The 12931-nt window shown below is 69.1% G+C and carries 9 protein-coding genes and 1 tRNA gene; 1 reads left to right on the plus strand and 9 read right to left on the minus strand.

Annotated elements, in window-relative coordinates:
* Nucleotides 1-19: 19 nt before the first annotated feature.
* From Poly30_RS16625 to Poly30_RS16655, 7 genes are all read right to left on the minus strand, one after another.
* Nucleotides 20-730 carry an ABC transporter ATP-binding protein gene (locus Poly30_RS16625; RefSeq protein WP_145199513.1) on the minus strand — a complete coding sequence of 237 codons (711 nt, stop codon included), beginning with the start codon at nt 728-730 and terminating at the stop codon, nt 20-22.
* Complete coding sequence (locus Poly30_RS16630; RefSeq protein ID WP_145199516.1) at nt 727-2337, minus strand: HlyD family secretion protein; 1611 nt, start codon at nt 2335-2337, stop codon at nt 727-729. Before Poly30_RS16630 ends, Poly30_RS16625 begins: the two co-directional genes overlap by 4 nt.
* On the minus strand, nt 2334-3824 hold the full coding sequence (locus Poly30_RS16635; protein ID WP_145199519.1) for a TolC family protein: 1491 nt from the start codon (nt 3822-3824) through the stop codon (nt 2334-2336). Before Poly30_RS16635 ends, Poly30_RS16630 begins: the two co-directional genes overlap by 4 nt.
* Before the next feature lie 53 nt (nt 3825-3877).
* On the minus strand, nt 3878-5602 hold the full coding sequence (locus Poly30_RS16640; RefSeq protein WP_145199522.1) for an RNA polymerase sigma factor: 1725 nt from the start codon (nt 5600-5602) through the stop codon (nt 3878-3880).
* Nucleotides 5599-7365, minus strand: coding sequence for a tetratricopeptide repeat protein (locus Poly30_RS16645; protein ID WP_145199525.1), 1767 nt, complete (start codon nt 7363-7365; stop codon nt 5599-5601). Before Poly30_RS16645 ends, Poly30_RS16640 begins: the two co-directional genes overlap by 4 nt.
* Nucleotides 7366-7510: 145 nt before the next feature.
* Nucleotides 7511-8788, minus strand: coding sequence for a bifunctional alpha/beta hydrolase/OsmC family protein (locus Poly30_RS16650; RefSeq protein WP_145199528.1), 1278 nt, complete (start codon nt 8786-8788; stop codon nt 7511-7513).
* Nucleotides 8789-8796: 8 nt separating this feature from the next.
* A complete protein-coding gene (locus Poly30_RS16655; protein WP_145199536.1) occupies nt 8797-10173 on the minus strand; it encodes a Gfo/Idh/MocA family protein in 1377 nt (458 codons plus the stop codon).
* Nucleotides 10174-10212: 39 nt separating this feature from the next.
* On the opposite strand from Poly30_RS16655, the gene Poly30_RS16660 reads away from it, so the two are divergent.
* Nucleotides 10213-11259: a Gfo/Idh/MocA family protein gene (locus Poly30_RS16660; RefSeq protein ID WP_145199538.1), complete on the plus strand. Its 1047-nt coding sequence runs from the start codon at nt 10213-10215 to the stop codon at nt 11257-11259.
* 142 nt (nt 11260-11401) lie between these two features.
* Here the strand turns inward: Poly30_RS16660 and Poly30_RS16665 are convergent.
* Nucleotides 11402-11479 (minus strand) — tRNA-Glu (locus Poly30_RS16665).
* Nucleotides 11480-11549: 70 nt separating this feature from the next.
* On the minus strand, nt 11550-12929 hold the full coding sequence (eboE, locus tag Poly30_RS16670; protein WP_145199540.1) for a metabolite traffic protein EboE: 1380 nt from the start codon (nt 12927-12929) through the stop codon (nt 11550-11552).
* Nucleotides 12930-12931: the final 2 nt, after the last annotated feature.

A 12931-nucleotide genomic window follows, 5' to 3' on the forward strand; every position in this document is an offset into this window, starting at 1 on the left:
AGGATCAGCCGCAGAAACCTCATTGGCTCGCCCTCGCGCTCTCCTCGAACGGTTCCTCGAACGGATAGAGCTTGCCCTTCTCGAGGTGCAGGACGCGCTTGCCGAAGCTTGCGGCGCGCGGATCGTGGGTGACCATCACGATGGTCTTGCCCCGCTCCTCGTTGAGGCGCCTCAGAAGCGTCAGGATGCCCTCGGCGCTCTTCGCGTCGAGGCTCCCCGTGGGCTCGTCGGCGACGATCAGATCCGGATCCGCCACGATCGCGCGGGCGATGGCGACGCGCTGTTCCTGGCCGCCGGAAAGCTGCTTCGGCAGGTGCCGCGCCCGGTCGCCCAGTCCGACGGCCGTCAGCGCCAGCGAGACGCGCGCATGCCGATCCGACTTCGAATGCCTGTGCAGCCAGAGCGGCATCTCGACGTTCTCGTAGGCGGTCAGCACCGGCACGAGGTTCGCGCGCTGGAACACGTAGCCCACGGTCGCCGAGCGCCAGCGCGCGAGCTTGCCCGCGCGCGTCGCGGCGACGTTCAGCCCACCGACGGTGACCGTTCCGGCCTGCGGACGGTCGATCCCGGCCAGCAGATTGAGCAACGTCGTCTTCCCGCTTCCGGAAGGCCCGAGGAGCACGAGGAACTCGCCCTGTTCGATATCGAGGTCGACCTCTTCGAGCGGCGTGACCTCGTGCTCTCCCCTGGAGTACGTCCGCGTGACGCCTCGAAGTTCGATGAAGCTCATGACCGCGGCTCCTCGATCTGGACAGGGACGCGATCCGCGCCACCTTTCGCGGCGCTCAGCTTCTCCAGCGCCGTGCGCCCACCGTCGATCACCTTGTCCGTCAGGTTCACTCCGGAGAGCACCTCACGCCAGTCGCCGCCTTCCACGCCGGAGGGCTGAACGCGACCGCCGACCTGAATCGCGGCGCGCCTCGCCTCCTTCGTGACGGGATCGAAAAGCCAGACGGCCTCGCCATCCAAGACGCGGGCCGGCAGCGCGAGGCGTAGCGCCACGGAGCGCGTCCCCATCGGTTCCGATGCCGCGCCTTCCGACCCCTGGCCGGAGACCTTCGCTCCCTCGGTGAAGAATCGCACCTGCGTGAGCATGTCCGGCCGCAGGATCCCGTCGGCATCGAGCACGCGCACCTGCGCCTCCAGCGTCACCTTCTGGATGTCCGCTCGCTCGACGATCCGGATGACCTCGCCGCGATAGGGCCTTCCGGGACGCGCATCCGCGAGGACCTCCGCCGTCTGGCCCACACGCACTTTCTCGATGTCGCCCTGGGGAACGTCGACGCGCACGCGCAGCTTCTCGGGCGAGAAGACCGAGGCCACGGCCGCGCCGGGCGCCAGCGTCTCGCCGTCGCTCGCGATGCGCTCCAGCACGACGCCTGCAGTGGAGGCGACCACGTCCGTTCGATCGAGGGCCAGGGCAGCCGTGGCCAGCTCGGCCTCGGCGCGCGCCAGCTCGGCCGCAGCGAGCCGAACGGCAGCAGCGGATTCGTCGCGCGCGAGCCGATCCTCGAAGCGCAGGCGCAGGTCCGCCTGCGCGCGCTCGTCCCTGGCCCTCGCGACGAGCGCAGCGCTCCGCGCCAGCTCCAGCTGAGCCTCCAGCGTCGAGCGCTTCGCGCGCGCGACCTCCAGCTCGGCCTCGGCGATCTCGACCTGCCGCGCGCCGGACGCGCCGGCCGCGTCGAGTTCGCGCTGGACCAAGACCTCGCTCTCCGCGAGGGAGATCCGCGCCTCGCCCTCGCGCAGGGAGGCCTCGCGGAGCTTCGCCTCGGCCTCTCGGCCCGCGCGATCCGCGCGAGCGGTGGACGCGGCTTCGGTCACGCCGATCGCCGCGTCGAAGCTCTCGGCGGCGACGGCTTCGCGGACCTGGGCCAGCGCCAGCGCGGCGCGCCGTTCCTCGACGCGGGCCGCCGCTTCGGCATGGGCCAGCCTCGCGTCGTCGGCGACGAGCCGGGCGACGACGTCCCCCACTTCCACGACGTCCGACTCCTGGACGAGCACCTCCAGCACCACCCCCCCGGCGAGCGCGGGGACGAGCGTCGGGAACGGATCCGGCTCGACCCAGCCCGCCGCCTGAACGGCGAGCTGCCGCCGCTCCGTACTCGGCACGCGCCCTCCCTCGAACGGCGGCTGCCCCTCGAGGCGCACGGGCCGAATCACCGTGACGATCGGGCGTTCGCGCCAGAGTTCCCCCAGGGAATCGCGCAGCACCCAGGCGAAAGCACCCAGTATCACGAGCGGCACCACGATGCGCAGCCAGCTCCGCCGCGGCGGCTCCACACCGCTGGCGCCGCGCGACAAGGCCGCGAGATCCACGTTCCCGTCGACGAGACTCATCGGTCCATCTCCAGGTCGGAGTGGTCGGAATCGAATGAGTAGCGCGGAGGAAACGGAGTGGCGCCGGGGCCCGTCGCCGCCGTCACATCGAGCCTCGCCAGCGCGAGCGCCTCGACGTCGTCGATCGGCCAGTTCAGCGTTTCGCCCACGTGATTGAGCGCCTGCGTCCAGCCCGCAGCGCTGCCGCGTCCCGCGCGAAAGCGCGTGCGCGCCGCCTCCCAGTGCTGGATCGCGGGGTCGGTGGCGCGCCGGGTCGCGCCGTGATCGTCGTCCACGGCGGCCTGGAGGCTTCCGAGCCGCGCCTTCGCTTCCACGAGCCGTCCGGAGAACGCCACCAGCGTTTCTTCGAACTCCTCCAGGGCACGATCGCGTCGCTCGACGGCGGCCTCCAGGCGTCCCTTCCAGCTCGACGGAAACGGAATCGAGAATCGGGCGATCATGCCGAGCTGCGCGTGGTTCAGGTAGCCGAGATGGGGCCCGAGCCCGACGCCGGGCCAGGCCCTCGCCGCCGCTTCTCGCACCTCCGCCTCACGTACCGCGAACCGAAGCCGCGCCTGTCGAAGCGCCGGATGATGATCGGCCAGGAACGCCGGGGCGTTCTCCATCGGCGGCCACGGGTCCATGACGTTCCCGTACGCGACCTCGGCCAGCCCCGCCTCGCCGACGGCCTGGACGTCTGGACCGAAATGGCCCGCATCCGGCACCGAGCCAGAGAGCCGCGCCAGCTCCATCCGAGCCGTTTCGAGGGCGGCGGCGGCGAGCAGCTGGCGGCGCTCCAGCCGGGCGACCTCCGCGCGCGCGAGCCCCGCATCTGCGTCGCTGAGCCGATCGTTCTCCTCGAGGATTCGAACGCGCTCGAGGTCGGCCGTCGCCGTCTCGATGAGTTCTGCGAGACGCTGCCAGCGCAGGCGCGTTGCGACGACGCCGATCCTCGCGCGTTCCACGGCGATCCAGGACTCGAAGGCCACGTGTTCGAGGCGGCCTGCCGCGAGCAGCGTCTCGGCGGACGCGCGCTCGCGCTCGGCGCGCGACGGCCCAAGGCCCAGGAGCCCGATCAGATCGAACACTCCGATCGCTTCCACGAGGTCGTCCTCGCCGCCGAGTTCGTGGTCGACCACCTGGACGGCCACGGGGTTCGGCGCTCCTGCGCTCCTGGCGAGCCCCTTCGCCGCCGATAGCTCACGGCGCGCCGCCCTCACGTCGGGCGACCACGCGAGGGTACGAACGAACCAGTAGCCGGGCTGGGAAGGCGAAGCACGCTCCGCCTCGGACGGACGCGACATGAACGACGCGGGCAACTCCAGTCCCTGGAGCGCGACGTCGATCGCGCCAGGTTCGTCGCGCTGCCTCAGCGAAGCGACGACTGCGCTCGTCTCCAGCCGCGCCTCGGGGGGCGCCGCGCATGCAGCCAGTCCGAAGGGCAAGATGCACCAGAAGGCGGCCGCGCGGGCTCGGCACAGAAGGACTCGGTAAAGAAGGAGACGCATGGAGGCTCGACTATAGCCCCCCCAGCCCACGACCCGGAGCCTGGGACAGGAGATCAGTCCAGCGGTGCGCGAAAGGCCAGCACGACACTCTCTTCACCGGGGATCACCGTCCTCGGCAGCGTATCGGACCAGCGATTCGCCAGGTCCTCCGCAACGAGCACCTGCGGGCCGACGTTACGTGGCTGGAACGCGAACCGTCCATCCGCATCCGTTTCGACTTCCTGGAGCCTCGACGCGTTCTCTCCGCTGGCCGCAAGCTTGACCAAAACGTCGGACGCGGGCTTTCCGTCGAGCCCGATCACGATCCCGCTGATCCTCTCGTGATCGGGTAGGGCCACCAGCGTCAACTCAACCGGCCCCGCCGTCTCCGGGAGCACCGCAGAGCTCGACGAGTAGAAGGTACCGTCGGCGACAGCCCAGATGCGCATGGGTCGCGCCGGCGCACCGCCCAGATGGAACTCCCCCGCGGACCGCGTCGAGGCTTCCTCGACGACCAGGACGCTCCACGGTGCGGGTGCCGTTCGGGAACGAAGCGCTTGCCCGTGCTTGGTCCCCTCGTTCTCCAGCGGTGCGGTGAAGACACGGGCGCCGACCACCGGCTGCCCCTCTTCGTTCCGCACCACGCCTGAGAGCGAAGACGCAGACTCCAGCGTCATCGTACCCAGGTCCGTGAAGTCCCCCGCTACCGGACGTCCCGTCGCCTCGAGAGCGACGTGACCGCGGTGCTCGATGCGGAACTCCAGGCTGGAGCTCTGGGCGGGAGGCCGGAAGAGCAGCATCGCGACCCCCTCTTCGGACGTTCGACGGAAGACGTCTCGGCTCCCTGTCCAGGAGACCATCGCCCCTTCGACGGGCTTCTCGTTCGCGTCGACGACGCGCACGCGAACCGACGCCTGACCGGGATCGAGGGCCCAACCAGCGCTGGAAGCCGTCGGCTCCGCCGACTTCGAGATCGGCGCCACAGGGACGTCCACAGAACGGTTCGCGCCAGCCAGCACGTCCGCCAGCGCCAGCTCATCCGCGCCCGAAAGCGCTGGAGCCAAGTGGGCCAGCGTCACCGCGGAGCTCGCCTCCGGCGCGTAGCTTTCGAAGACACTCCGGCCGATCAGCGCCAGGCTGGCGAACGCCGCCATGGGCAGCCACCACCCGAACTCCCACCCGCTCGATCCCGTGCGAGCCGCCACCGCCTTGGACGCCGCGTGCTTCGCACTTGCCCCCAACGGCAGCACGAGGGCTGCCCAGTTCTCGCGGCCTCCGGTGCGACGGTCCATGCGCTCGCGAAGTTCGTCCCTCGCGGCCGACAGCCGCCAGCGCACGGTCCCTTCCGCGACGCCCGAGCGCTTCGCGATCTCGACCGAGGTCAGTCCCTGAAGGTACGACTGCAACACCGTCGAGCGATAGGGTTCGTCGAGGTCCTTCACTTCTCCCATCAGCGCGTGGATCAGATCCGCGTGCTCGGAGAGTTCGGCAGCGGACAGCACCGGCTGCTCCGCGTCGACGCTCAGGGCCTCGCGGTGCTGGCGCCTGCCCTCGGTGCGATGCCGTTTGCGCACGGCGTTCTGGAGCACGCGGGCGAGCCAGGGACGCAGCGATTCGTCGGGGCTCGGACCGCTCCGAAGTGCGGACAACCAGGTCTCCTGGACGAGATCGTCGGCCGTCGACGGATCGCGGACGAGGCTCCGCGCGAGGCGGCGCAGCCATGCTGCGTGCGACTCGTAGTCCTCGGGCCCGATGCCAGGGCCCGAGGAAGAGAGCGTGCCGGGGATCCGCTCCCTCACTTCTGCACCTCACCCCTGAACTCGGGCGCACTCACCACGGGGCCGTAGAACGTGGCGCCGTTGCGGGTGACGAACAGCGCCTTCGAGGCGTCGAGCGGCCGGAAGTTCTGGAGGTCGTTCAGCACGAGCCCGGCGGGCGAGCCCTTGGCCGCTGCCCCGCTTCCATAGTTGACGCCCACGATCTCGACGTAGCCGCCGAAGAGTTCCATCGTCATTCCGTGAAACCCGACCGTGCGCACCTTCCAGTCCATCGGGCGACTCACCTCATCGCCGGAGAGCAGGTCCTTGACGTGCAGCTCTCCGTCCACGGCGAACAGCAGGAACAGCGGGTCCTGGCTGCCGAGTTCGGCGAGGCCGTCGACCCTGGGACCGTTCGAACCGCGAAGCGACGAGCCGCCGGCGCCGCCGCGCTGTCCCCTGCGGCGCAGCTGGCTCCATTCGTCATTCACCTTCCTCCCGACGCGGCTCTCGGGAAAGGCGTCGGCCGACGCGGCCAGCTGCTCGTAGGCCGACCGCGACGTACCGTCGTGATCGAGAGATGCGATGGCCTCGGAGGCCGCCTCGGCGAACCGATCAAAGTCCGGCCTGTCCTCCAGCGCAGCAGCCGCGGCCGCCTGGAGCACGAGCTGGCGCAGACGGAGATGCGGGAACGCCGGACCGGCATCGATCGCCAGCGAGGCCAGTTCGTCGAGCGCTGCGCGTGGCTCGCCCCCGTCGAGGAGCGTCTTCGCTGCGTGCAGCCCGAGGTCCGCCTGCAGCGAGCCGGGAGCCCCGGGCATTGCCACCTTCACGCGATCGACCGCGCCCCTGGCACGAGCCGCTCCCACGCGCAGTACCTCGACCCGGAGCGCGCCCACGAGAAGCCTCTCGGGTGCGACGATCGCTGGCTTCGAATCCCGGGCCTCGGCCTCCGCGATCTTCCAGAGCGACTCCACCACGTCCCGGCCCGGCCGACCTCCCTGCGCCACGCCGCTCGCCACCGTCAACAGGTTGTAGCCAAGCGCCGACTGCGCGGCGAGCCCGCGGCCTGCCCGGGTTTCGGCCAGGGCGTCACCGAGGAACTCGAGCGCCTTTTCCCACTCGGACGTTCCGATGTAGGAAAACGCGAGGTTGTTGCGGCCCCAGTTCGCCCCGTCGAAGTCGTCGATCTTCCCATGCGCCACGATCGACTCGGCGAGGTCCGCCCGCGCTTCCTTGAGGAACCCGAGCGTCGCATAGGAGCTGGCGCGATCGAGCAGCAGCTGAGCGAGGCGCTCCTCGTCGTCGTAGGCCTCGAAGATGTCCGCTACCGACTCCCAGAACGCTTCGGCCTTGGCGCGGGTGGAAAGCCGACCCGCGTGCTCGAAGACCGCACCATAGGCGGACTGACGCTCGGCAAGAACGTCGGCGTGATCATTCGAGAGGTCGAAGAGCGCCCCGTAGTGCTCGAGGGCCGCTTCCGATTCGCCGGCCCGGAACTCGTTCCAGACGAGGGCGCGGAGCGTGATCGCGCGCTCCCGGTAGTGGCCTTCCGGGTCGCCAGACTCGGCGTTCACGGCGCAGTAGATTCCGAGCGCCTCCTTCAGCTTCTCGGCAGCAGCGCCGTAGCGCCCGCTTTTCCAGTCGGGGCCTGACGCATCGCGGAGTTCGCTGGCGCGGCGGAGCTGGGCGCTGGTGTCCTGCGGGACCGTCCAAGCCAAGGGGTGTCCCGCCAGCAGGACGGTGCAAGAAGTGGTCGGAGCGGGCGAGGCCAGAAGGCCGAGGAGGGCTGTGGTGGCAAGCATGATTCCCAGGGGGCGTGGAGTTCCGTGGACGGGTGATTCACAGGTCTCATCCCGGACGGACGACTCCCGTTGGAAAAAGCCCCCGCTTCTGTCGGATTCCTATCCGAAGGGCCGTCCTGACATGCTGCCAGCGGCGGATCCGCGCTCACGCCTCCCGGGTCGAGATGATCTTCGGGTTTTCCAGCGTTCGGTGAACCGGGCACCGATCGGCGATCTCCAGGAGCCGCTGGCGCTGCTCCGCGTCGAGGTCGCCTTCCAGGGTCACCGCTCGATCGAAGCGCTCCGTGACCTGCTTCGGATCGTCGGGCGAACGATCATGGTCGAGATGTAGCTTCACGCTCACGCGCTCGAGCGGCCAGCCCTTGCGGTCCGCGTACATGCGCAGCGTCATGGACGTGCAGGCACCGAGCGCCGAGAGCAAGAGCTCGAACGGCGCGGGCCCGAGATCCGCGCCGCCGATCTTCGCCGGCTCATCTACCGTGAACTGGTGCTCGTGGGTTCGCACGGCGTTCGTGTAGGGCGGAGCGATCTCCTCCACGATGACATCGCCGACCTCGGGGACATCACCGACCTCGGGAATGGCGTCGTCCGCGTCGCCGTCCGGCCCCATCGTCACGTAGCGCGTCGCCCAGGCGCCGATCACCGCCGCCACGTACTCGGCGTCCTCGACCCTGGAGAGGAGGTGATCCGCATCCCCGAGGGAAACGAAGCTCCTGTAGCCGCGCGCTGCCTGGTAGATCTTCTGGGCCTCCTCGATCGGCACCGTGCGGTCGAGCGGTCCGTGCATCACCAGCAGCGCCGCCTCGAGCTCCCCCAGCGCGCCTCCGAGGTTCTGCTGCTCCAGGTCGTCGAGGAACTGCTTCTTGATCTTGAACGCTCGTCCCGCGAGCTGCACCTCGGCTTGGCCCTCGCTTCGGATCTCGTCGAGCTTCGCTTCGAAGTTCTTCTTCACGTGCAGCGGGTCCGAGGGCGCCGCGATCGACACAACCGCCTCGACGCTCTTCAGCCTGCGCGTCGCCGCGAGCACGGCCGCGCCGCCGAGGCTGTGCCCCACGAGGAGCGCTGGCGCCCGGTAGTTCTCTTCGAGGAACTGCGCCGCGCGCACGAGGTCATCGACGTTCGAGGAGAAGTTCGTGTTCGCGAAGTCCCCGTCGCTCGATCCGAGGCCCGTGAAGTCGAACCGGAGCACGCCGAAACCGGCCCGCGAGAGCGCCCGCGAGATGCGGCTGGCCGCCGGGATGTCCTTCGAGCAGGTGAAGCAGTGGGCGAAGACGCAGAACGCGCGCGGAACGCCCTCTCCGACGTTCCAAGGCGGCAGCTCCAGCCGCGCCGCCAGCTCCTCGCCCTCCGCGTTCAGGAAGGTGATTCTCTCGGTGCGGAGCGCCTTGGCGCGCGAGCCCTTCGTGGGTGAATTCGTACTCATGATCTTTACTACGAGGGCCTCCAGCCGTCGCGTTCCTCGGCGGACAGCCAGTGTGTCCCGGGACCCGCATCTCTTTTGACCGGATCCCAGGTGATCTTCCCGCCAGCGCGGTACGCGACCCCTGCGAGCAGGATCGACTCGGTGAGCGGCGCGGCGCGTTCGAAGTGACAGAGCGGCAGCGGGGCGTTCTCGTCCTTGATGCGATCGAGCCACTCGACGTGGTGACCAGGCGAGGGCAGGATCGTGGGCTCCGGCGCTTCCCACGGATCCCCGCTCGAGAGCTCCACCTTCATCGAGCTGTAGGTCGAGATGAGGCGGCCCTTCGACCCGACGAAGACGTGGCAGTCGTCGAGGGGCGCTTCCGCCCACTTCTTCACCCCATCCCTCGAGGGAATCCCGTCCCACCAGTGAACGTCGACGTCATCCTCGCCGTTCGTTCGACCGTGGGTCCAGCGCGCGTGCATCCACGGGGGCGTGCTGACCTCGTCGACCGGCGGGCCTTCGACGTCGATCGTCTTGGGCGGACCGAGCTCCAGCGCCCAGTGGACGAGGTCGAGCCAGTGGGCCGCCATGTCCCCGACGGTTCCGTTACCGAAGGCCCAGAAGCGCCGCCAGTTCGCGGGATGAATACCGGGCGAGTAAGGACGTTCGGGCGTCGGCCCGAGCCAGAGGTCCCAGTCGAGCCCCTTGGGCGAGCCCGTCTCTCCTTCGGGCGGCGGCTGGAAGACGCCCCCGGACCAGCTCTTGGAACAAACCACGTGCACGTTGCGCACCGTGCCGATGGCACCGCTGCGAAGCGCCTCGACCACGCGACGATAGTTGTCGGTGGCGTGGATCTGGGTCCCCATTTGCGTCGGGATCCCCTGGGCGAGGTTCTGCAGCTCGGCCGCTTCCGCCACCGTGCGCGTCAGCGGCTTCTCGCAGTAGACCGGCAGCCGGCGATGGAGCGCCCAGCGCGCGATCGCTGCGTGCGTGTGGTCCGGCGTCGAGATCACGACGCCCTGGAGATCCTCCGCCGTCTCCAGCAGCTCTCGCCAGTCCCGGAACGTTGCGGGCTTCGGCTGGCCTGCTGCCCGCACCTGGTCGACGCCGCGCTGGAGCATCCACTCATCCACGTCGCAGAGGTAGGCCACATCCTCGCCGAGCACCCCCGCGATGTTGGCGGCCCCGCGGTGGCCCGCCCCGATCGCCGCGAGCTTCAGGCTGGATCGAATGGGAGCCGTTCCTGTGCCCCCCGCCTGGCGCCTCCGAGCGTGAACGAACGGCGCCATGAAGAGCGAGGAGGTCGCCGCCGCGGCGGTCCGGAGGATCGTCCGGCGGGTGGGGCTCGCACCCTGGCCGATCCCTGCGGACGGCGTCACTTTCGGGTGGGGAGTCGCTGTCATGGCGTCCAACAGCTTACGGAAACCTCTATCATCCGCTTCATGAGTGACCTCAACGTTGGAATCGTCGGCCTGGGAGCCGTCGCAGGCGCGCACATCGAAACCTTCCGCTCCGTGGAAGGAGGCTCCGTCACGGGGGTTTCCTCGCGGCGCCCCCAGGATCCCGCGCAGCTGGAGAAGACCTATGGCGTTCCGCTACGGCCCTACGCGAGCTACGAAGAGATGCTCGCCGACCCGGACATCCACGTCATCGACATCTGTACCCCCCACAGTCTCCACGCAGATCAGGCGGTCCAGGCCGCCGAGGCTGGCAAGCACCTGATCGTCGAGAAGCCGGTTGCCACGAACTTCGCGGACTGCGAGCGCGTCGCGGCGGCGATCAAGGCCAACGGCGTCCAGGCGATGGTCTGCTTCGAGGTTCGATTCAGCGCCCAGTTCCGGATGATCCGCGCGATCCTCGACGAGGGACTCATCGGCGACGTCCACTACGCCGAGGTCGACTACTACCACGGCATCGGTCCCTGGTACGGGCAGTTCCCCTGGAACGTCAAGAAGGACATCGGGACGTCGTCCCTCGCGACAGCGGGCTGCCACGCCCTCGACGCGCTCCTCTTCCTCATGGCGGGCTCCGACGGAAAGTCGGCCGACATCAGCGAGGTCACGTCGTACTCCACGAAGTCGAAGTCCGAGATCTTCGCGCCGTACGAGTACGACACGTCCCAGGTCTCGATCCTGCGCTTCGCGGACGGCCGCGCCGCCAAGTGCGCGTCGATCGTGGACTGCCTCCAGCCCTACTACTTCCACGTGCACCTCGTGGGCAGCCACGGTTCGATCCTCGACAACAAGTTCTACTCCCACAAGCTGCACGGGATGGACAAGGACAAGTGGTCGACCCTGGAGACCCACCTGATCGACTCCGGCGCCGTCAAGGACCACCCGTACCAGCCCCAGTTCCAGGCCTTCGTCGATGCGACCAAGGCGGGCAAGCCGATGCCCTGGACCGACTTCGAAACGGCGCTCACCACGCACCGCGTCATGTTCGCGGCGGATCAGTCGGCGATCGAAGGCCGCTCCATCCAGCTCGGCTAGGAGGGTGTTGCGAATAGCTGATTCCGCCGAGCGGGCATGAGCCTTTGGCATGCGGCGTTGCCAGGAAGCCCAAGCAACTACGGCGGCGGCTCCCTGACAAAAAAACCACTCCCCTCCCGGCGGTTGAACGCGAGGAGGGGAGTGGTGACCCCAGGGGGATTTGAACCCCCGTCGCCAGGATGAAAACCTGGTGTCCTAGGCCTGACTAGACGATGGGGCCTGGTTGTCTTGTGACGGGGGGAAGATAGTGGGCTCTTCCCCACGTGTCAAACCCCTCTCGGAAAAGTTTCTCAAGCGTTGTCGGTCTCCGTACCGGGGGAGATCCGACCCGACTCGGAGCAGCGCTCCAGCACGTAGCGGTACTCCGCTTCGAGGCCTTCCACGATCGCGTCCTCGGACGGTGAAGATCCCTTCCCACCGGGGAGCACCGACCAGGTGTAGGTCTCGATCTCGACGTGCAGCTCCGGCACGCTCCAGGACGCAGGTTCGGTGATCGCGGCCGCCAGGATCGCGTCCGCGTGCGGGCGCGTCGTCACCAGTCCGAGCGCGTCCTTCAGATCCACGGGGACGTGAAAGTGACAGCGCCATTCCTCGGCGCCGGGCCACGGGGACTCCGCGCCGCGGGCGACCTCTGCCTGGAGCGCAGGCAGATCCCGGAGGTGCAGGAACTCCCCCTCCGCCGAGCGGCCCGTGACCTGGTGCAGGAACCGAGGCTCGTCGAGCCCGAGCAGCGCCTCGACCGCCGCGGGATGCGCCGCGGGCTTCGCCAGAGACAGCGCGCTCGAGAACTGGATCTTGCCGAGCGGTCCGCCGCCGAGCGCCGCGAGTCGCAGCGACTCGGAGGGCGCCTCGAACTCCACCGCCGAGTGACAGCAGTCGAGGCACACGCCGAGGTGACGGAGCATCAGCGCTCCCGACGCCTCGATTCCGATGTCGAATTCGTCCTGGAGAACCTTGCTGCCGACGAGACGCGCGAACACGAGATACTCGGCGAGGGCGCGGCTGTTGCGAGCGCTCGCGTCCGGCTCGGACTCCAGGGAGAGGACGATTCGATGGCCGAACTCGGCCTCCAGCTTCGCCAGTTCGGCCACCGCGCGGCCCATGTTCTGGGCGCAGCGGCGTAGGCTAGAGCGATCGGTGATGTCGGCGCCATAGGCGCCAGGGTGCGTGCTGATCGAGAGGTAGCGCGGGGAGGCGTCGCCCTGGAGGGGGGTCGGCAGGGAGACACGGATCGCGCTCTGCAGGCGAGCGGCCACCCGCGCGACATCGACGGTGTATCGCAGCCGCGCTTCGTCTTCCCACGTCGGAGCGTAGACGCGCTCCTTGAGCCCGTCCTCCTGGAACCCGCCGTAGGGGAAAGCGTTGAAGGTGAAGGGATCGAGCCGCTCCTCGGCCATCAGCGCGGCCAGCTCCGAGAGCTTCGCCGGATCGCCCGCGAGCTCGGCCGCCGCGGGCGCCTCGAAGTACATCCCGACGCCGAACGGCTCCTGGCTATCGGCCCCGAGGATCCGATTCCGCAGCGGCACCGTGTAGGTGCGCAGGACCTCGGCGACCTCCGCCAGCGTTTTGGCCGCGTGCAGGTTCAGGCAGTACGCCAGCCGCACGGGCGCGGATCCCGCCGGGCCGCCGGGCCCCTTGCGGCGCCCGTTCGTCGCTCTTGTCAGAAGCACGA

This window comes from Saltatorellus ferox, assembly GCA_007751475.1.
Classification (GTDB): domain Bacteria; phylum Planctomycetota; class UBA1135; order UBA1135.